Annotated in this window: 16 protein-coding genes and 1 riboswitch; of the genes, 6 read left to right on the top strand and 10 right to left on the bottom strand. The window is 32.9% G+C overall.

The annotated features are described in order from the left end of the window. The 4 genes from BLP68_RS06535 to BLP68_RS06520 all read right to left on the bottom strand — a co-directional run. Positions 1–3,084 (bottom strand): VWA domain-containing protein (locus BLP68_RS06535; RefSeq protein ID WP_143003063.1); only part of this gene is annotated, 3,084 nt, incomplete at its 3' end. Between the two features lie 120 nt (positions 3,085–3,204). Beyond that, positions 3,205–4,650, bottom strand: a complete 1,446-nt coding sequence (locus BLP68_RS06530) for an HD-GYP domain-containing protein (RefSeq protein WP_091541440.1) — start codon at positions 4,648–4,650, stop codon at positions 3,205–3,207. Positions 4,651–4,904: 254 nt separating this feature from the next. Then, complete coding sequence (locus BLP68_RS06525; RefSeq protein ID WP_091541437.1) at positions 4,905–6,119, bottom strand: bacterial transcriptional activator domain-containing protein; 1,215 nt, start codon at positions 6,117–6,119, stop codon at positions 4,905–4,907. 201 nt (positions 6,120–6,320) lie between these two features. Beyond that, positions 6,321–6,403, bottom strand: a riboswitch (cyclic di-GMP riboswitch). 217 nt (positions 6,404–6,620) lie between these two features. Then, positions 6,621–7,838, bottom strand: coding sequence for a sensor domain-containing diguanylate cyclase (locus BLP68_RS06520; protein WP_091541433.1), 1,218 nt, complete (start codon positions 7,836–7,838; stop codon positions 6,621–6,623). A 194-nt stretch (positions 7,839–8,032) separates the two neighbouring features. Between BLP68_RS06520 and BLP68_RS06515 the strand changes: the two genes are divergently transcribed. Continuing rightward, positions 8,033–8,821: a hemerythrin domain-containing protein gene (locus BLP68_RS06515; RefSeq protein WP_091541431.1), complete on the top strand. Its 789-nt coding sequence runs from the start codon at positions 8,033–8,035 to the stop codon at positions 8,819–8,821. A gap of 51 nt (positions 8,822–8,872) precedes the next feature. On the opposite strand, the gene dmpI is transcribed toward BLP68_RS06515, so the two are convergent. Continuing rightward, on the bottom strand, positions 8,873–9,064 hold the full coding sequence (gene dmpI, locus BLP68_RS06510) for a 4-oxalocrotonate tautomerase DmpI (RefSeq protein ID WP_091541429.1): 192 nt from the start codon (positions 9,062–9,064) through the stop codon (positions 8,873–8,875). Positions 9,065–9,255: 191 nt separating this feature from the next. Here dmpI and BLP68_RS06505 point away from each other — a divergent pair, with 191 nt between their 5' ends. The 4 genes from BLP68_RS06505 to BLP68_RS06490 all read left to right on the top strand — a co-directional run bounded on the left by BLP68_RS06505 (position 9,256) and on the right by BLP68_RS06490 (position 12,767). After that, the gene (locus BLP68_RS06505) at positions 9,256–10,053 is read left to right on the top strand and encodes an amino acid ABC transporter substrate-binding protein (RefSeq protein WP_091541427.1); all 798 of its coding nucleotides are present in this window, start codon (positions 9,256–9,258) and stop codon (positions 10,051–10,053) included. Positions 10,054–10,072: 19 nt separating this feature from the next. Continuing rightward, entirely contained in the window at positions 10,073–10,744 is a 672-nt protein-coding gene (locus tag BLP68_RS06500; RefSeq protein ID WP_091541425.1) for an amino acid ABC transporter permease, read from the top strand. 12 nt (positions 10,745–10,756) lie between these two features. Next, positions 10,757–11,497 (top strand): amino acid ABC transporter ATP-binding protein, encoded by a 741-nt coding sequence (locus BLP68_RS06495; RefSeq protein WP_091541422.1) that lies wholly within the window; start codon positions 10,757–10,759, stop codon positions 11,495–11,497. A 265-nt stretch (positions 11,498–11,762) separates the two neighbouring features. Continuing rightward, complete coding sequence (locus BLP68_RS06490; protein WP_176758896.1) at positions 11,763–12,767, top strand: calcium/sodium antiporter; 1,005 nt, start codon at positions 11,763–11,765, stop codon at positions 12,765–12,767. Between the two features lie 27 nt (positions 12,768–12,794). On the opposite strand, the gene BLP68_RS06485 is transcribed toward BLP68_RS06490, so the two are convergent. The 4 genes from BLP68_RS06485 to BLP68_RS06470 form a co-directional block, all read right to left on the bottom strand. Then, positions 12,795–13,661 (bottom strand): tRNA 2-thiocytidine biosynthesis TtcA family protein, encoded by an 867-nt coding sequence (locus BLP68_RS06485; RefSeq protein ID WP_091541418.1) that lies wholly within the window; start codon positions 13,659–13,661, stop codon positions 12,795–12,797. Positions 13,662–14,162: 501 nt separating this feature from the next. Then, the gene (gene rsgA, locus BLP68_RS06480; protein ID WP_091541416.1) at positions 14,163–15,194 is read right to left on the bottom strand and encodes a ribosome small subunit-dependent GTPase A; all 1,032 of its coding nucleotides are present in this window, start codon (positions 15,192–15,194) and stop codon (positions 14,163–14,165) included. A 325-nt stretch (positions 15,195–15,519) separates the two neighbouring features. Further along, positions 15,520–15,900, bottom strand: a complete 381-nt coding sequence (locus BLP68_RS06475; RefSeq protein ID WP_091541414.1) for a hypothetical protein — start codon at positions 15,898–15,900, stop codon at positions 15,520–15,522. 412 nt (positions 15,901–16,312) lie between these two features. Continuing rightward, a complete protein-coding gene (locus tag BLP68_RS06470; protein WP_091541411.1) occupies positions 16,313–18,502 on the bottom strand; it encodes a DNA topoisomerase III in 2,190 nt (729 codons plus the stop codon). 254 nt (positions 18,503–18,756) lie between these two features. On the opposite strand from BLP68_RS06470, the gene BLP68_RS06465 reads away from it, so the two are divergent. After that, a complete protein-coding gene (locus BLP68_RS06465) occupies positions 18,757–19,233 on the top strand; it encodes a C-GCAxxG-C-C family protein (protein WP_091541410.1) in 477 nt (158 codons plus the stop codon). A gap of 71 nt (positions 19,234–19,304) precedes the next feature. Here BLP68_RS06465 and BLP68_RS06460 read toward each other — a convergent pair whose 3' ends face one another. After that, positions 19,305–22,340, bottom strand: coding sequence for an efflux RND transporter permease subunit (locus BLP68_RS06460; RefSeq protein ID WP_242876926.1), 3,036 nt, complete (start codon positions 22,338–22,340; stop codon positions 19,305–19,307). Positions 22,341–22,345: the final 5 nt, after the last annotated feature.

Raw genomic sequence — 22,345 nt, 5'->3', positions numbered from 1 at the left:
CTTGTAACCTGCTGGCTTATTTTCGTAGCTTACACTTCCTACTACTGGATTGGCTACTGGTACTTCACCTGCTATTGTAGCAAATGGTTCTCCTTGGCCATTGATGTAGTATTCTACTGTATACTCTAATTCTGCTACCTCCCTATACCCAAACCAAACAATTTCAGTTGGTTTAGAAGCTTGCAGAAGCACTGATACCGTTTCATCGGATCCAGTTGAGTTATTCCAAACATACTTAAGATAATGATACCCTTCAGCTCCGGGCTGAGTTACAGTATAGACTTCATTAAATCCTAATGGACTGCCGGGATATTCTTTATCGAATAGTTTGTATGCAAGATCAGGTCTATCTACCACTACACCATTTTTATTAATTGGATCTCCATTATCATTTACAAGGTATCCCTTTAAAAGAATTCTACCTCCAGCTATGGAAACCTCAGGAATATCAAACTCATCCTCTACTGTGTTTCCATCAACATCGGTATAGGTAAAAGTAGTAGTATCGTTTGTCGGATACATTACATTTGCATCTGCATCGCTCTTGATCTGTACAATATAGGTCAGGATGGCAGGTGTACCTTCAGCTACGTTGCCAACATTCCAATTAACTGTATTGGCTGGATTAATGGTAACACTTCCCTGAGAAACATAAATTTCAGCTTCAGAACTTATAAGATCAAACATTGTTCCCATTGGATCTACTACTATACCATTACTAGCGGCATAAGTTATACTTCCTGCAATCTCATTAAAAACTGCCTCCAAGCCCGACAAGTTTGAGTTATTAAGCTGATAATATCCCTTGTTCTGAATACTATTCAGAACAGCTTGACCATTAGCATCAGCTTCCAGAGCAATAGAGTAAATATCTGTACCTTTGTCTTTAGCTAAGCCTGCTTCGTAGATGGTGGGTATACCATTGTCATTAGGATAAGTTGTAGTATGGGAACCGTGTCCCCATGTGGAGCATGGAATTGTAACTGAATAACGGTGGTTACTTGGCAGGCTATAATCCCTCCCATTTCCACGTATTTGATTATAATTAAAACTGGTTATTTCTGCATTGTCATAATTGAATGTATGACCAGACCAGAAACTACACGTCAATGTAATTCCACTGACACCAGTCACCCTATAGCTATAGGTAGGCTCTCCATCTCCTAGAATAACCATCACTTTATTATCAGCATCTACTGCATCCAATAGTATTTGTGCCTGTCGGATACCTGCTTGGATATTTGTACCGCCATCGGCCTGGATTCCATCTATGGCTGCTTTTAAAGTGTCCTTATCCTCAAAGCTTGTAAAGTTAGCGACAACCTGAGGATTTTGATCAAAAGTGACAACAGCAATTTCTGTAGCTCCATCATCAAGTAGCAGACGATCTACAAATTCTTTGGCTGCCAATTTTGTATTTACCATTCTGTCACCGCTACCATATCCGGGCCCCATACTGCCGGATTTGTCTATTACCAAAACAACCTTGCTGCTGCTCTGTATGTTCTTGCCTTCAATAGTCAAGGTAACTTCCCAACTATTTTCAGAGTCTTGAACTGGTTCTGCTTCCTTTGTCAGCTTTATCGCTCCGGGATTAGGCCATTCTGTACCATAACTTAGAGTTGAAAATCTCATCATCATTGGCATTATCGGATAGTAGAAATCTTGAGCTACAGGCTTCTCATAGTAATAAAGATTTATTAAGTTTTCTTCTTCCGATAGGAAAATCTCTTCGAGACTATCATAGAGCAGTTCCATAGTGTCATCTTCTTTTACAAAATTCAATGGATTAACATGTGCTCCTATTTCCAAACCTTCTAGTAAGGTGGTGTCTATTAGTACTTCTCCACCTTCAGACACCAAAATATGATTTACAGTTAAAGATGCTTTTTCATAAATCACTGTTACCTTCCCATAATAGACGTTGATAATATTAAATTCTTCTTCCTCGACTATTACGAAACTAACAGGCTGGTTCTCCAGAACAAAGTATCCCTCTCTTTCTGGATAAAGAATTTCTATTGTATCTCCTACTTCACCAAAGCCAGATATACTATCTAAACCAGGAACTGAATCTTCTGTTGATTCAACTAAATAGTTGATTACATAAAATTGCTCATTTCCAGGCTTCTTTTGGTAATAAAGATTTACTAAGTTTTCTTCCTCCGTCAGGAAAATCTCTTCGAGATTATCATAGAGCAGTTCCATAGTGTCATCTTCTTTTGCAAAATCCAATAGATTAACATGTGCTCCAATTTCCAAGCCTTCTAGTAAGGTGGTGTCTATTAGTACTTCTCCACCTTCAGACACCAAAATATGATTTACAGTTAAAGATGCTTTTTCATAAATCACTATTACCTTCCCATAATAGACGTTGATAATATTAAATTCTTCTTCCTCGACTATTACGAAGCTAACAGGCTGGTTCTCCAGAACAAAGTATCCCTCTATTTCTGGATAAAGAACTTCTATTGTGTCTCCCACTTGACCAAAGCCGTATAGGCTTTCCAAACCAGGAACTGAATCCTCTGTTGCTTCAACTAAATAGTTGATTACATAAGGTCGTTCATATACAGGTACAGGTACTACTATTCCTGTTCCTGTTCCTGTTCCTGTTCCTGTTCCTAATTCTTCTTCCACTTCTTCTAAATCAGTTGGGTCTTCTGAAATTTCTTCCTCCTCGTCTGTATCAGTTGGGTCTTCTGAATTTTCTTCCTCTCCATCTGTATCAGCTGGGTCTTCTGAATTTTCATCTTCCCCGTCTGTATCAGCTGGGTCTTCTGAATTTTCATCTTCCCCGTCTGTATCAGCTGGGTCTTCTGAATTTTCATCTTCCCCGTCTGTATCAGTTGGGTCTTCTGAATTCTCTTCCTCTCCAACCAAATCCTCTGGTTTATCAGTGTCCTCACCATCATTGTCTTCTTCACCGGAGTTAAATTCATCCTGGGTTTGAGTGTCCACCCATTCTTCATTATCGTCATCTAGATTACTTGGAACAGTTCCAGCATATGTTACAGCAAAACCATTAAAAATCAATGCCAATACCATTATTAATACAATGGATTTTTTTACCTTTCCTTTCATCTTTTCACCTCCTTTTCTTATAAGCTGAATTCGTAATTTTTATTGATTCTATAATAAACCATACTGCTAAATTTCATTGTGCAGTATGATAATCACAGCAATTCATCTAATTTGCATATCTTATACAACTGATGTTACTCTTTCATTCATCATATTTACAAAAACCTTTGCCAAATATGGGTCGAATTGTTTTCCTGCTTGATTTTCTATTTCTAATAATGCTTCTCTGTTATTCATGCAGGTTTTATAGGGTCTCTCATTAACCATTGCTTCATATGCATCTGCTATTGCAAATATCCTTGCTATTAAGGGTATTTCATCTCTCTTTAGAAGGCCAGGATATCCATTCCCATCCCATCTTTCGTGGTGTACAAGTATTAATTCATCAATTGCTAAGTTTTCTTTTGATGCACCGATTATATGATAGCCTATTTCACTGTGGCGCCTAACTTGATCCCACTCGTCTTCATTAAGTGGTTCACTCTTATGTAAAATATCTAATGAGATTCCAACCTTACCTATATCATGAAATTCGCACAAAAGCTTTATTTCTTCCTTCTCTAGGTCAGTAAGTCCAAGCTTTGATGCTATCATCAAGCTAAGAGCCTTTAAACGACTATAATGGTCCTTTGTCTCGAATGTTAGTTCTTCAAGCTTGTCCTTTATATACTTTATCATAGATAGCTTGATTTCTTTACTTTCCTTCAACTTATTAAAATACATTCTATCCTCAGCTTTTCTATAGGCCTGAAGTATATCTTCATCTTCTCTGATTTTTGTAGCCACTCCAAAGCTTACGTTGATGTTAATAAATTCCAATGGACTTTCAGAACATTCTGCTTGGATTCTTTCCACTATCCCTTCGGCTGTTTGTTCATTTGTCTGGGGCAATAGCACCACGAACTCATCTCCACCAACCCTACTAATAATATCCTCTTTACGGAAGATCTTTTTCATCAGTTCTGCAACTTGTTTCAGAGCCCTATCACCCATGCTATGTCCGAAGGCGTCATTTATTAGCTTAAGTCCACACAAATCTCCCATTATAATACTAATTGGCAGTTGCCTTGCACTGTCAAGACGAGAAAGTTCTTCTTCAAAGAAGCCACGATTATATACTCCAGTTAATTTATCCTTATAGCCATAACAGTTTTGCTTATCTCCAAGGTTGAATACCCTTCCATTAACATCTAATGGCTCGGCTATTGGATCCTTTGATTTTTTGATCCTCGTAATATCGGTATAAAAAACAACCAGTGTATCTATATCATCACTTAAAATACTTATTAAATACCATCTATCGATTTCTTCAAAGTACTTCTCAAACTTTCTTCTTGTCTTGGGTATCATATAGTAATGGAGCTCCTTTAACCCTATCATCTCGTCCTCCCATTCGATGATGAGGTCAGTTAACCGTTTTCCAAGAACTCCTGCAAACTTTATATTTGTAACATGATGAAAATTGCTACTTATATTCACTAATATATAGTCAAAAAAATGTCCGTCATCATCTTTTAATGCTTTAAAGCTAAGAAAAAAATCATTCCGCGAAGGAAATTCCATCATAATTTCACCTCCAAACTATACTTCCGTAACTCTTAGAAATAATATATCATCTAATAATTACATATTCTGTTTATTTGAATTACAAAGAAATTAAATAAGAATTTTTTTATAATTACATTCAAATTACAATCCAATTACAACATTATAATTTCTCCTAATGAATATTAAAATTTCAACATGCCTAGTATTTAAATAAAAAAAAGCCCTAAGAGGGCCCAGACTGATTTCAAAGTAAAATATTAGGTTTTATTTCTCTAAACAATATTATTATCGGAAGTTATAGAAAAGAATTCTATATTTATACTACATATATTAGCCTTTACAAGATAATTATAATTTTTTATAATTCTATTTTTAATTATAGGTAGACTTTCTTCCTTAGCTTCATGCAGCATAATCAAGACCTGAGTATCATTCCAGAAGCAAAAGATATCCCCTTTTCTTAAGGATCTTTCTAATACTTTTGCCATGGAAGATGTAGATTTATACAGTTCTTCCTTGTTTCGCTCTTTACTATTCATATGTTTTAGAGTAATTAAGCTTACAAATTCATTCTTTTCGCCTCTTAGACATTTTCTCCTCTCTATATTGTATAAAAATTTGAAGTAGTCAGAATCGCATAATACAGCACCATCTAGTGTAGATTCCTCCAGCTTTACTATAATGTTTTTTATGCTTCCTTCACTTTTCTCCTCATAATAGCTTTGTATTTTCCTATATATATTTCTTAAGCCAGGTGAAGATTTAATGCCCATTTCATTCCTAATTAGGGATGATATATATTCATAATGGCTCAATGCAGCTTTAACTTGACCTGCCTTTAGCATAGCTTCTATTAAATATATATGTAAAGCCTCTTCAAAGGGCTCTATTAATATTGCTTCTTCGCATAGCTCCATTATTAATATATTTTCCTCCCTTTCCTTCAGAAGTTCTATTAGCTTAGAAAAGACATTTAAATAAAGTCTACGGTAGTGATTTCTAATGGGAACCAGCCAAACCTCATAGGAATTTTCCGATAAAAAAGATCCTCTATAAAGCCCTAGAGCCTTTTTATAAAGCTGAATTCTATCATCAATACTAATGTTGCTTTCACTTACTGCCAAGTTAATAAGACTAGTAAACTCATCGGCATCTATCACAGCCCTATTATCCAACTCAAGACAATAATAGCCATTATTAAAAGTAATATTAAAAGTACTTTCACCTTCTAATTCCTCAGGCAGCAGTTTCTTTAAGCTTTGCCTTAGTCTAAAAATTTGAGTTCTGAGTACATTTTTGGGATCATTGTACTCAATATCTGATAATAAATTATCAATTATTGTTTCTGGTAATAGCTTCCTACCCCTAAAGGTTATAAAATACATTAACAGTTTATTCAGCTTATAGGCTATTCCATTTTCCTTCATTAATGATTCATCATTATACGTTATATCAAAGGCTCCAAGTGTCTTAATTCCTAATTTCATGTGGTTTCTCCCCCCATCTATATCTTTTCTAAATATCGTAATTTTTCTTAGTTCTTCTAACTTGTATATAGGTATTTAAAGGTTTTAGCTGGTCTTGTTTTCTAAAAAAAATATATATTTAACATTATTTGTGTATAATTACCCAATTTACTTTTTTAAAAATCAACAAATATATTTCTATTCAAAAAAACCCTCAATTATAAATTGAAAGGTCGGTTGCACCACACACTCCATACGTTCAAGGTGCCCAAGTACAGAACGTATATCATCATTCCTAACTTTTTCTTATTACTCACCATATAGGTATTTAGTCCTAACGACTGTATATTTCTATTTTACAATATAATTAAATAATTCATTTGTCGAATTTTGCTATTTAACTAATTAATTATGGAACAATATTAATTTTATTAATAAATCATTATCTAAAGATTAACTAATTATATAACTCTTATATTGTAGTCATAATCTTTAAAATACAGACTTCTACATTATTGATATTTACTCAACTCTTTGTTTATGCTGGTACATTCTATCATCAGCTATTCTAATTAACTGATTCATTGCAACTGAATCATCTGGATAATGGGCAACCCCATAGCTAAATTCAATAAACAGCTCATTACCATTCATGGTAATTGGATTTCTTCGAAACTCTTCTAATATACTATCTATTTTCTTCTCAATATTATCATAATTTGTTTCAAAAAATACGGCTATGAACTCGTCTCCACCGTAACGACCAAAGATGTCTGATTGCCTGATTTTCTCCTTCATTCCTCTAGCAAAATTGACAATCAGCTGATCACCTACTTCATGGCCATAGGTGTCATTTGTAGTTTTTAAATTATCCAAATCAAAAATGACTAAAGCAAATTTTTCATTATACCTTTCGGCCTTACTAAAAAAATTTTGAAATAATTCTTCAAAGTAACCCCTATTTAACACATTAGTAAGCTTATCATACTGCGATAGATAGACCAACTTCTCTACCAATTGGTGATTACGTATGACTGTACCTGCCTGTTTTGCAAAGTATTCCATTATAATTTTATCGTCTTTTTTAAATGCATTCTTTTTTGTGCTATCTACATTTATTATTCCATAAAGAACATCATCAATAATAATTGGTGCACTTATTGCTGTTTTAGTATTAAAGAAATCGGAATCTCTTACTTTTTCATATTCATTATAATCCATAACACGTTTATCAAATTCTTCAACGTCCTCTATAATATATGAACAATTGTTAATCTTACCTTCCCCAATACGATAAAGAAAACTATCTTCCAAATCTATTTTTAAATCCATTATATCCTTCTCAAAACCCACCAATGCTTTATACTCAAATTTATTATCATCATTAATGATCATTAAGCTACCCTTCTCTGCTCCATCAATTATATCAACAGCCTTTTCAATTATAAGCTTAAATAGTTCTTCAGCATTTTCAATTTTCAAAATACAGTCACTAATCTCTATTAGGCTCTCCAGCAGCTTCCTATTCCCTTCATATAATCGATTCCTTTTATGCAATTTCTTCTGGATTACACTATTAATTAAAAAAAACATACTGATTAAGACAGTTAATACAAATATTATTTCTATTAAAACGAAGTTCTCACTAAATAGAATTGATAACATAAATGTCCCAATGATTATAATTGCTGCTGTAATGATTTGAATAAAAAGTATACTGGAAAATAATTTCTTCTTCATTTCACACCCCGTTTAATAATGATAGTATAAATATAACTTATTAATGAATTCTACAAGTTAATAAAATATCCTTTTGTCTATATAATATTTTATTTTTTATATGAGTAAAAATTTGATATATGTCATATAATTTCGAAGTAATATTGGTTAATATTAAGAAAAGAGAGATGTAAAAAGACTAAGGAGGCACTATAATGGAAAAACAATTGAATCGCGATATAAAGTCAGTAATGTCAGAATTCCCAGAGGTAGGTATAATATTAGAGGAGTTTGATATAGGTTGTACCACCTGCGGTGTTGGTATTTGTTTATTGAAGGATATAATTAGTATTCATGATGTACCGAAACAAGTTGAAGAACTAATGATGAAAAGAATTGAAAAGGCCATATACCCTGAAAGAAATATAGAAATTAACATTCAATCAGAAGGAATACCACAGCAGCAAAGCACTAAAACAGAACTAATCTATTCTAGACCAATGAAAATGTTAGTCGATGAACATATTGTTATAAAAGAATTATTAAAGCTAATACCAGATGTTTGCAATTACATTGTTCATTCTCAGTCTATAGATAGAAATATGATGGCAGATATTATAGATTTTATACGATCCTATGCTGACGGTTTCCATCATGCAAAGGAGGAGGATATACTATTCCCTTATGCAAATAGAGGTGTTGATATAATTGAAGCAATGGAGATGGATCATATAGAGGGTAGAGGTTATGTAGCATCGATGATTAAGGGAATTAAGGCTAATGATAAAAATTTATTAATAGAATCCCTTAAGAATTATGGTACTTTACTACAAGAGCATATTAAGAAAGAAGACGAAATACTATATCCTTGGCTAGATAGAATTCTCAATGATGAAATAATAGATGAAATGAATCAAAGATTTATAGCTACCGATGCTTCCTTTGATAATTATAACCGAAAATACGTGGATGTTATTGAAAAATTAAAAAATAAGTTTGCTTAATGCAGATGAAGGTTATTCATCAATCTGAGGACTCTAATTCAAATTAGAGTCCTATTTTTTATGCCTATTAACCAGCAGCTCACCACCAACCCCTACATTTTCTGCCTCATTTTCACGAATTACAATACTAATGATTTCCTTTGGCATTTTTAGTACTTCACTGGATACTTCCGTTAACCCTTTGACAAGGTTTTCTTTCTGTTCTTTTGTTAATTTTGGTCCATCAAAGCTAATAAATGGCATATAAACACTCCTTGTTTCAGTTATAACTATAGTATAACAATCTGACTTATTAAAATGCAATAAATATCCAGTAAAAATAATAAGTTATATTTTTTGATAATCAATATTGACCAATCAATAAATTAATGTTAAAATAAATTTACTATATTCCGATGTGTTTACTTGGAATTAAAATTAAAGGAGGATGAAATATGATACTTAATAAAAAAAGAATAATTACTATCTCGGCAGTTATTCTAGCAATGGTTTTAATTGTAGGCTGCTCTTCCAATTCTTCTGTTATATCGGAAGATAGAAATGTAATTCGAATTGGTACTTCAGGAGGTTACCCTCCATTCACCTTTATGAATGAAAAGGGAGCATTAGATGGATTCGAAATTGATGTATGGACAGAAATTGGCAAAAGAATTGGTTATGAAATTGAATTTAACACAGCCGAATTCAGTGGTTTATTTGGAATGCTAGATACAGATAAGATTGATACCATTTCCAATCAAATAACAATGACAGAGCAACGAAAAGAAAGATATTTATTTCCAACACCATATGTTTTTTCAGGAGCTCAATTGATAGTTCAAAAAGGCAATAATGAAATACAATCTCTGGAAGATTTAAAAGGTAAAAGTATTGGTGTAAGTCTTGGTTCTAATTATGAAGAATTAATTAGAAACTTTGACGTTAATAATGAGATAAACATCATTACCTATGAAGATTTTGGTGGATCTCTTCAGGATGTTGCCCTAAACAGAATTGATGCTGTAATGAATGATAAATTAGCTGCAATAATTAATATAGATAGATCTGGATTAGATCTACAGCTTGGTGGAGACCCAGTTCATCCGCTAGAAAACTCTTTCCCATTTGTAAAAAATGAAAAAAATGAAGAGTTCATTAAGACTATAGATAAGACAATCAACGAAATGAGAGAAGATGGTACTTTACAGGAAATTTCAAATAAGTGGTTTAATGTAGATATTACATCAAAATAATTAGAAATGGTGATTCCCGATGAATTTCAATATTGACTATGGCTTTATGCTACAAATATTACCTAGAATTCTCAAAACTCTGCATATAACCCTCGGTTTAGCAACAATGGCGATGATCCTTGGTCTAATCATCGCCACTATATTAGCCTTAATAGGTGTGTTCAAAATAAAAGTATTACATCCACTTTCAAAGGTTTATATATCTTTTTTTAGAGGTACTCCACTTTTGGCACAGCTATTTCTTCTATACTTCGGTATTCCTAGGGTTCTTCCAATTTTTGCTGGCATGAATGCTTATACCGCCGCATTAATTGGTTTAAGTTTACACAGTGCTGCTTACATGTCTGAGACAATTAGAGGTGCCGTTATTTCTATAGACAAAGGCCAAATGGAAGCATGCTTATCTGTTGGTATGAGCAAGCTACAGGGTATGAGACGAGTTGTTCTGCCTCAAGCCTTTAGAATTGTAGTGCCACCACTAGTAAATTCCTTTATAAGCTTAATTAAAGAATCTTCCTTGGCATTTACATTGGGTGTTGCTGAAATGCTGGCTCAGGCTAAAATGTCTGCAGCATCAACCTATCAGTTTTTTGAAAGCTATCTTGTAGTTCTTCTTGTATATTGGGCTATTGCTATAGTAGTTGGAATTCTTCAAGATAAGCTAGAGGCTAAATTAAATCAAGCATATTAAGGATGATAAATTATGTTATTTATTAAGAATCTTTATAAAAGTTTCGGGAATTTAGAGGTTTTAAAGGGAGTTAATCTTACTGTTAATAAGGGTGAAGTTGTTGTTATTATAGGGCCATCAGGATCTGGAAAATCTACCCTATTAAGGTCAATAAATTATCTAGAAATCCCACAAAGCGGTTCAATATCAATTGATGGTATTATTTTAGATGCTGAGAATCCAAATAGTAGCACTATAAATGCATTAAGAAAATCAACCGCTATGGTTTTTCAAAGTTATAATCTGTTCAAGAATAGAACTGTTTTAGAAAATATAACAGAATCACTAATTATAGTGCAAAAAAAGTCTACAAATGAAGCTAATGAAATTGCTGAAGCTCTTCTTCATACAGTAGGTCTAATAGAGAAAAAACATCAATACCCTTCATCCTTATCTGGAGGTCAACAGCAAAGAGTTGCTATTGCAAGATCCATGGCTGTAAATCCAAAGCTTATCCTTTTTGACGAGCCAACCTCAGCCCTAGATCCTGAATTGGTGGGCGAAGTATTGAATGTTATTCGAAAGCTTGCCTATGAAAAAATGACGATGCTTATAGTAACTCATGAGATGGGTTTTGCTAAGGATGTAGCTGACAGGGTTATTTTTATGGATGATGGAGTTTTCATAGAAGAAGGAACCCCAAAAGAAATATTTACTAGCCCCCAAAATGAAAGGACAAAAAAGTTTTTACATCAGGTTTTAGATAAAATATAGCATAATCTGTTTATAGCTTTTATTAATTCTAGTATTGTATTCCCTTAATATTTATGCTATATTAAAAATGTATAAAGGGGAGTAGCTTATAAGTTAACGAGTCAACAACCGGCCATTGTGCCTGGCTCATTACTCCATATGGGAAGCAAGACCTTTAACATGATTCTGTGTATTTAGCAGAATGGTGTTAAAGGTCTTTTTTATTTTAATAATTAAACAAGCCTTATTCTTAAGTATTACAATCAAATTATTTAGGGGGATTAAAATGGAAACTGTATCAATTGTTTTGTTGTTTGTTATTGGTATTATAATTATTATTAAAGGTGGAGATTGGTTTGTGGAATCTGCTGTTTGGGTTGCCAAGGTAACTGGTATCCCAAATGTTATAATAGGTGCAACAATTATAAGTATAGCCACTACCTTACCAGAACAGCTTGTTTCATCTATTGCTACATATCAAGGTCATTATGATGTGGCCCTTGGTAATGCACTAGGATCTGTTATTTGCAACTTAGGGTTAGTTTTACCAATATCACTTATCTTTTCCCCTAAGCAATTGGTTAGTAAAAGCCTTGCAATAAAGAGCCTTTTTATGCTTATGTCGGCGCTTATACTATATTATTTCTCGTTTGATACCCTTATAACCAGCATTGAGGGTATTGTACTTCTATTATTTTGTGGGTTTTTCCTTATATTAAACATTATTGAAGTCCGCAGGGATGAAAAAGCTCTTAATAAGAAAACTAAAGATGGTAAAATATCAAAAAAAATGCTGCATCGAAATATGCTTCGGTTTTTACTAGGCGCTCTGTTCATCGTATTGGGAGCCCGTTTATTGGTGAATAATGGAGTGAAATTAGCCAGTATGCTGGGAGTCTCAGAGCAAATCATAAGTTTAACCTTAGTTGCTTTTGGCACTTCTCTTCCAGAGCTGGTAACTGCCATCACTTCTATTCTTAAAAAGGAATATGGAATATCAGTTGGTAACATTATAGGTGCCAATATTTTAAATATGTTAATGGTTGTGGGCTTTTCTTCACAGCTTTCAAAAGGTGGTTTGGAGTTAAGCTATCAAATTGCTTCCTTTGGTAGGGAGGTTAGTTATTTTATTCCGCAAACTTTATATTTCGATTTACCTGTCGCTATACTAATGATCTCGATATTAACCCTGGCTGGAATATTTCTGAAAAAACTTAATAGAAGCCTTGGTGTTGCCCTACTTCTAACTTATATTGCATATTTAACTACTTTGATCACTGTATTTATATAATAGTTTTAAATAGACTTAGTTATTAACTCATTCTGCATCAAAATAATCCAAGTAAGAATGTTTAAATCCATTTTTTTGCCAACCCAATACACTATCTAGATTCACATTTGAAGCAGCTTTAAATATCGACTTATCTACAGCATCAAAATTTTGCTTTAGGTCTTCTATCAACTTTTTAACTTCATTACGTTTACTGCCAGTCTTTTTTGCTGCCACCATACAGGCGCAATTTAGAGGCCATATACCATTCCACTGTGTAAAATCAGCAATTACATTTTCTTCAATATGATATAATGGTCTAATTAGCTCAATTCCATCATAATTAGTAGACTTTAGTTTAGGAAGCATTGTGCCAAAATTCCCTGTATACAATAAATTTAACAGGGTGGTTTCTATTACATCATTAAAATGATGCCCTAATGCTAATTTATTACAGCCTAGTTCTAATGCTTTATTATAAAGAGCTCCTCTTCGCATTTTGGCACACATATAACAGGGGTAGTCCTTTGATAGATCGTTAATAATCCGAAAAATACCCGAATCAAATATATGAATTGGGATATCTAAATATTTACAATTATCTATCATTAGCTTTCTTATACTATCATGATAACCTGGGTCGGCTACAATGAATTCTAATTCAAAATTATCATGACCATGTCGCTTTAATTCTTGGAATAGCTTTGCCATAAGCATGCTATCTTTTCCACCCGAGATAGCAACAGCTATTTTATCTCCGTCTCCGATTAATTTATACTCTTTAATAGCTTTAATAAACTTTGACCATATATCTTTTCTATATTTAGTAATTATTGAGCGTTCTATTTCCTGCAATGGTTTTCTTTCACTTAAGGGTTTCAGAATATCACAGCCTTCACCTGCAATTTTATCCATTATACTGCCTCCTCTCAAATATAGTACTAATAGTAATGTTAAGGTGAAATATAACATTATTATTATACGTTTAAACACTAATAAAAAACAAGCCTCCCTCAAGGAGGCTCAAACCGTTGAAATTCCTCCATCTTCTTCGTTACTGCAAAAACCCAGCACCCTTACGTATTTCGTATACGCTGCAGTCGCTGGGTTTTCTTGCGCCTTGAATCTGAAGAATTTTGAACAGTCTGGATATTGTTGACTTTTTCAACAACCTCAGAGCCCTTCATAGGCTCTCAGACTGTTGAAAATCCTCCATCTTCTTCGTTACTGCAAAAACCCAGCACCCTTACGTATTACGTATACGCTGCAGTCGCTGGGTTTTCTTGCGCCTTGAATCTGCGATTTTTGATCAGTCTGCATTTTGATGACTTTGTCATCAACCTCAAGCCTCCCTTAAGGAGGCTTGGCTTTAAATATTTAAAATACAAAGCTTATAACTAGCATTATACTCTTATTTTAATATTTCTTTCCCTTCTTTTTATTATTAATTCGCTCTAATTCATTTTTTCTTTTTTCAAAATGTATAAGCTCTTTTTCTAGCTTTTTGAAGCTTTTATATCTACTTTCAAGTAAATTGCCATCCTTTATTGCAGTTTTTACTGCGCATCCAGGCTCAGCTTCATGGCTACAATCATTAAATTTACAATTTAGAGCCAAGGAGTTGATGTCCTCAAATGTATCATTTACCCCTTCATCTCCATCCCACAATTGAAACTCTCTCATCCCCGGTGTGTCAATAATTATTCCACCAGATGGAAGTATAACTAGCTGACGATGTGTTGTTGTATGGCGTCCTCTATCATCTACTTCTCTAATATTTTGAACTTCCAGAACTTCTTTTTTAGCTAGATGGTTTATTAATGTTGACTTGCCAACCCCCGATGACCCAAGAACTGCCACTGTTTTTCCCATGCCAAAGTATTGTTCTATTTCCCTCATTCCAATACCATCAACAGAGCTAATTATATGTATTGGTACCCCAAGTGCAATTGGTAAGAGCTCCTCAATTTTTTCATCTATATTATCACATAAATCTGCTTTACTTAGAATTATAACAGGGCTTCCTCCACTTTCCCAAGCCATAATCAAATACCTCTCTATTCTCCTAACGTTAAAGTCTTTATTTAATGAGCTAACAATAAAAACCGTATCAAAATTAGCTGCTAAAATCTGTTCTTCTGTTTCATTCCCTGCTACCTTTCGAGAAATTTTACTTTTACGAGGAATAATCCCATTAATAGTTGCTTTTTTCTCTTCTTCCCTTAGGTTGATTAAAACCCAATCACCTACAGCAGGATAATCATTCATTCCATTGGCATGAAATCTCATTTTCCCAGAAATCTCGCCTATAACTTCTCCTATTCGTGTATATATCCTATAGATATGCTTATGCTCTACACAAATCCTTCCCATCTCATACCCTTCAGATTGTGAGTTGTTATAGCCTTCTTGAAAAAAATCATTCCATCCTAGCATTTTTAGATTCATTCAAACACTCCTATTAGTTATATTATTTTTGAACACAAAAAAACACGATAACCTACCGTGCCTACATAATTTCTTATTCATTTTCAGGCTTAATAGTTACTTAATTGTGTTTATGCTCTAGAAGCCATCAATAAATAGACCAGTTTCCACTGGACTATGCATTATTATTATAGAGCATCTATTAAATTATGATTTTATCACCCTATTAGATATTTTTTTCATAATACAACTCTCCCCTCGACAAAATAATCCTTATAAACTATTATATCTGAAAAACTTGAAAAATCAATATAATATTTGCACTAGCTGCTATAAAAATAATTCATTATATACTTTCTTCAATTTTTAGAGATAAATTTGCAGCAAACTCATTGAATTTACCAATGTCAGAACTACAAACCTTTATGTTTTGGTTGTTTAAGGTTTCTATTGCAACACTTTTTTTATTGATTACTATTTTTTTGATACTATAGAAGTCTATCTCTTTTTTAGTTAAGCCATTTAAAATAATCTTTCTATCTAGTAATACTATTTTATAAAAAAGAATGTAAATCAGTCTAATAATAAGAAAACCCAATGCAACTAAATATACTAATAACATGGCATTATGGGTAGTTGTTAACAACGAATGAATTGATTTTATTAAAAAAACTAGTAGAAAAAATATAGTATAAAGCTTATGCCTTAAGTCATACTTATAAATCATTTTAATCATCCCTTCAGTCGTTTTTTCATATTATCGCTATATATATATTGTACCATAAATGGTAATTAATTCAATTATTTTGTCTAAAATTATAATAAATTATAAAAAATAGCATCCTAGGTATATAGGAAGCTATTTTTTTATATATAATTTAATTGTTAATAGTTATTGTTATATTTTTCCCAGTGATATTTTGACTTCATTTATTAACCCCTTCTTTCATTTTAAGAATTGTTTTATATATCAATATTACTGAAATGATTATAAATATTCTTAACAAGAAGTTTTGAAATATAAGTTTAAAATTACATTGGAAAATTCCTTAAGTCAAATATCATTCTTTGCTGACTTTACTAGTTGAATGGCAGCAACGATGGAAGCCTAATTATTAATAAATAAAATTTCACCATTTTTACAGCTTCAATTTCGATAGAGCATCTGCTAAAGCAGTATTTATTGGTTCATCCTTTGCCTTTTTTTGATCCTTTAAATATTTAGATATTTCTTTTTTAGAAGCAGCATTACCCTTTTCCTTTTTCCTTTCATTAAAGGAGGACAGCTTTTCTCTATGACCGCATACACACACAAAAATTTGCCCTTCACCCTCTCCACGCAGCTCTAATTTTTTACGACAATTTGGGCATCTAGCATTAGTAATTTTTGATACACTTTTTCTTTCTCCACATTCTCTATCCTGACAGATTAGTAGTTTCCCCTTTTTGCCATTTACCTCCAGCATATATTTGCCACATTCTGGACATTTATTTCTCGTTATATTGTCATGGCTAAATTTGTTATCACTTCTTTTAATCTCATTAACAATTTCCTTTGTATAGTCTCGCATCTCACGTATAAAAGATTCTTTTCGTAATACACCTTTTGAAATGGATGCTAACTTTTCTTCCCATTGAGCTGTTAATGCTGGCGATTTCAAGTCAGTAGGCACTAGTTCTAATAGTTGCTTACCTTTACCGGTAATTAGAATATCCTTACCTTTTCTCTCTATTAAAAAGCTACTAAATAATTTTTCTATTATATCTGCCCTAGTTGCCACAGTTCCAAGTCCACCTGTTTCATCTATCATTTTTATCAGGGCTTTATCATCTTTTTCCATATACTTTTTAGGGTTTTCCATTACCGAAAGCAAAGTACCTTCATTGAAAAGTGCAGGTGGCTTTGTTTTGCCAGTAGTTTCAACGATTTCCTTAATTTTCAAGAGCTCACCCTTTTTTACATTTGGTAAAATTTCTTCGGTTAGACCAGAATCTGTCTCTTCATCCTCTTCTTTATCTTGATAATTCCCATACACTTCCTTCCATCCCTGCTTCAAAACAATTTTCCCTTTAGCTATAAAGCTTTCCTTAGCAATTTGAGCTTGAATTGTAGTCTGTTCATACTCAAAGGGTGGATATAATACTGCTAAAAACCGCTTAACTACTAAATCATATACTTTTCTTTCTTTGTCATTTAAGGCACCCAGTAGCACCTTTTGCTCTGTTGGAATTATTGCATGATGATCCGATACCTTGCTATTATCAACAAAGGATTTGTTTACATTTATTGCTCCAATCTTTGAGGCTATTTGAGAATATGGTCCTACACCACAGGCCTTTACACGATCCTTCAAAGTTTCTACAATATCATTTGATATATACCTAGAATCTGTTCTAGGATAGGTTAAAAGCTTATGACTTTCATATAACCCCTGCATAATAGATAGTGTCTCTTTAGCAGTAAACCCAAAAATTTTATTTGCATCCCGCTGAAGCTCTGTTAAGTCATATAGCTGTGGAGCATAGCTCTTTTTATATGCCTTATTAACTGAAACAATTTCTGCATCATTATTTTTTATAGATGATACAATATTATCTATCTTTTTCTTATCAAAGGATCTTGTTTCATTGGATTTATTATCCTGCCAAATTAATTTGAATCCATTGGCTTTAGCAGCAATTCCATAAAAGTTTTTTGATTGGAAATTTTGTATTTCCTCTTCCCTCTTGGCAATAATGGCTAATGTTGGAGTTTGAACACGTCCACATGATAATTGTGCATTAAACTTAGTGGTTAGTGCTCTAGATGCGTTCAATCCCACCAACCAATCTGCCTCGGCTCTAGCAACTGCAGAAGCAAAAAGATTTTCATATTCTTTACCATTTTTTAATTTATTAAAACCTTCCTTTATTGCTTTATCAGTTACGGAAGAAATCCATAATCTTTTAATTGGTTTTTTTACATTTGACTTTTCCAGTATCCATCTGGCTACAAGTTCTCCTTCCCGACCTGCATCGGTGGCAATTACAACTTCATTTACATCCTTGCGATGCAATTGCTCTTTAACTACATGAAACTGCTTGCTGCTTTGCTTAATAACAACTAGCTTTAATTCTGAGGGCAGCATTGGCAAGTCGTCAATATTCCATGTCTTATATTTGGGATTATATACTTCAGGATCTGCTAATGTTACTAAATGTCCTAATGCCCATGTAACAACATATTTTTCACCCTCAAAATATCCGTTACCTTTTTTATTGCAGTTCAATACCCTTGCTAAATCTCTTCCTACAGAAGGTTTTTCAGCTATAACTATTTTCTTTAACATGTAAACATCCTTTCAAGTAGCATAATCATTCTACGCTATATGTATTGATTCACGCTTTTTCATTTATTATATCCATTTCTATTAAGTAGCTCTACTATTCACAGTATATCATTCTATTAATTATAAAACCAATTCTCAATGAATTCATTAAGGTTTTTCTATAGATATTACATCTATTATTGATAAAATCTATTTGTCCTTTACTAATCAATATAATAATATATAGAGGTAAATTAAAGATGGGGGTAATGAAAATGGATAATAAGCAATTAATAGAAGATGTAAGAGAAAAAGCTGAAGGATATTTTCAAAGAGGTGAATTTTTCTGTTCTGAAGCAGTTGTACATACAATTAATGAATTATTAGGATGGCCATTTCCTAAAGAAATTACAAAGTTGTCATCAGCCTTCCCAATTGGTTTAGGAAAGTCAGGATGTCTTTGTGGTGCAGTTAGTGGAGGTTCCATGGCTCTAGGAATGGTATATGGTCGAAGTCACGGAGAGACTATGCAAGAAAAGATGTTTCCTATATCGGCAGCTCTTCATGATCATATTAAAAATATGTATAAGAGTACCTGTTGCCGTGTGTTGGTGAAGGATTATGAGTTTACAAGCCCAGAAAGAAAAAACCATTGTGTAAAAATTACTGGAGAGGTTGCTGCCTTCATTGCTGAAGAATTGATGAAGGATGAGGACACTGCCTGTAAAATAGATATGAACTTTAAGAAATAATTAAAATAATTATTATAAAGAAATTGAATGTTGAATTAAAAAAAAGCCTGATCAAATGATCTGGCTTTTTTTTAATTTTGCTTTATTTTATATCCTTCAACTAAGCTATAAACAACAGGTATTATTACTAGTGTTAATAGTGTGGATACCATTAGCCCTGCTATTAGTGATATGGCCATAGGTACAAAAAGCTCATTTCTACCAAAGGCTAAAGGCAATAAACCTGCTACTGTTGTAATGGTGGTCAACATAATTGGTCTAAATCTTTTAGCCACTGAAGTAACACAGGCATCTTTAATTTCCATTCCGTCTTTTCTCTCATTGTTAATAAAGTCCATTAGTACTATTGCATTATTAACTACAATTCCAAATAAGCTTACGATTCCCAACAGTGAAGTAAAGGAAAGTAGTTGGCGAAAAATGAATAATCCTAGTATTGATCCAATAGCAGAAAGGGGTATAGTCAATAGAATAATTATGGGTTGAATTAGTGATTTAAACTGCAATAGCAATACTAAATAAATTAAGAAAATAGCGAAGATAGAAGAAACACCCACATTGCCGAAATACTCTCTAATTTTTTCTCTTTCTCCATCAAACACTACTTCTACATCGGTTAAATCTAAATCATCCAATTTATTCTCTACACCCTTTTGTATAACTACAGAGCTATATCCAGGCTTAACATCACTTTGAATAGTTACAGCCATTTCTCTGTTATATTTTTTAATGGTTGGAGTTTTACTATTTAAAGTAACTGACCCCAATTGCTTTAATAGCACCTTATTATTGGTGTAGGAGGATGCAACATGAAAGTTTTCCATATCATCAATGCTTTTTATATTGCTTTTTACAATGATCTTATACTCATTACCTTCCTTAATTAAAGATGTCGCTTCCCTTCCCATTAAAGCAATGTTCATTTCGTTTTGGATATCATAATTGGTGATTCCAAGCAATGCAGCTATATCATTGTCTATATCAAGGTAATACTCATAGCTTTTATCTTCATAATCATCTTGAATATTTATAGTGCCTTCAATTATTGTTAAAATATCCTTTATATTCTCTGTTACAGCTAGTATTTTTTCAATATCTTCTCCTGTAACCCTTATAGTAACAGGTGCTCCAATAGGCTCTCCCTGTTCTAATTCCTTTACAATAATAGTACCACCTGCAATAGAATTATTAATTTCTTCCTGTAGATACTCGATAAACTGTGAGTTTGTTTTCAATCTTTTTCCTTTCTTAAGATCCAGCTGCATCATTATTTGAGCATAATCCTGAGACTTAATTGGCGCAGGCAATGCATTATGAAACTTAGGAAGTCCGTCTCCAATAGATGCTGTTGTGCTAATTACCTCTTTTTCTCTATGAAGAATTTCTAATACCTGTTCTACAACCTTCTCTGTCTCATCTATATCCATTAACTTCTCACTAGTGACATCGATATAAATAATATTTGTATCAGCCTTTGGGAAAAACTGTAATCCTAATAGTGTTACAATATAAATTGTACCAATAAAGATAGCTATTAAAGAAATAACAACCTTTTTTCTAGCCGTTAAAGCTTTTTTCAGGGTATCCATAAAAAATAGTCTAGTCCGGGTTTTTTTATCTATTGCAACGCTTTCTGTTAAAAACATAAAGGCTAAAGTAGGTACAACAAATATTGCAACTAAATAGGAGGCAGTTAGGGTAATTATTACAACCTGCGGAATGCTGCGTATATATTCCCCAGCCACTGATGGCAGCATTATTAGTGGAATAAAAGCTCCTATTGTTGTAAGGGTAGAAGTCAATACAGGAATTGCCACCTCTTTTGTACCTTTAACACATGCATCAATACGATTTTCAGTATTGTCTAGATATACTTGTATAGAATCACTTATTACAATTGCATTGTCAACCAACATTCCCAGTGCAATTATTAGTGCTGCAATTGATATTTGATGAATCTTAATACCAAGTACATTCATAATTGTGAAGGCAGATAATATAGATAGTGGAATTGCTGCTGAAACTATTAATGCATTTCGCCAGCCCATTCCAATAAAAACTATAATCAAAACAAATATCATTCCTATTATAAGATTCATCAAGAAGTTTTTAACCGCACTTCCAACATCCCTTGGATGATAAACGGCATCTAGTACTAGTATATCTGAAGGGATTTCAGCCTTTAATTTATTCAATGTGTTTTCTACATTTTTTCCAACTAATAAAATGTTTTCGTTTTCACTAAAATATCCTGTTATTAATACTGCATTTTCACCATCCTGTTTTATTTTATAATTAGCATCCTCTACCTCCATATAAATATCTGCTATATCACCTAGTCTAACTAGACTTCCGTTACTTTGTGAAACAGCTACAATTATATTTTCGATATCCCTTATATCAGTCAGTCCTCCAGGTACCCTGATATTAATTTTAGTTTCACCATCACCTATCATTCCTGTAGGTATATCTAAATTTTGTGATTTAATTATACCCACAATATCATCTAAGGAAATTGAATAATAATTTAGTCTTTCAACAGATACTTCCACCACTATGACCTTTTCCTGTTTCCCAACGATATCTATTTTAGACATGCCACTAATTCTACTCAGTTCCCTTTTAAATATTTCTCCATAATTGGTTAACTCATCATAGCTGTATCCATCACCTGAAAGACTGATAATCATTCCTGCTGTATCAGCTAAATCAGTATTTACTTCAATATCCTGACTTTCCTTTGGTAGTTTTTTTTGAAGCTCCTTCATTTTGTATCTTAAAGTGGTCCAGGTTTCTTCAACATCAACCTTATCATCTAGTCTTAAAATTATTATAGAGATACTGTTTTTAGAAAAGGATTTTGAATAGCTATAGCCTTCAATTTCCACCAATTCATCCTCTATTTTAGATGTCACTAACTTTTCGACATCCTCAGGCGATGCACCTGGATAAACAGCTGTAATTAAAGCAAATGGTGCTGTTATATTTGGATACTCTTGTTTAGGGGTTATATAAAAGCTGTAAATACCAGATATAAATATTAATATTACAATAAAAAGAGTCACCCTTCTATTTTTAATAGCCGATTGCAATATGCCCTTATTCACCTCAT

Origin of the sequence: Alkaliphilus peptidifermentans DSM 18978 (assembly GCF_900101495.1) — a bacterium.
GTDB lineage: Bacteria > Bacillota > Clostridia > Peptostreptococcales > Natronincolaceae > Alkaliphilus_C > Alkaliphilus_C peptidifermentans.
This window is presented reverse-complemented; position numbering and strand designations above follow the sequence as displayed.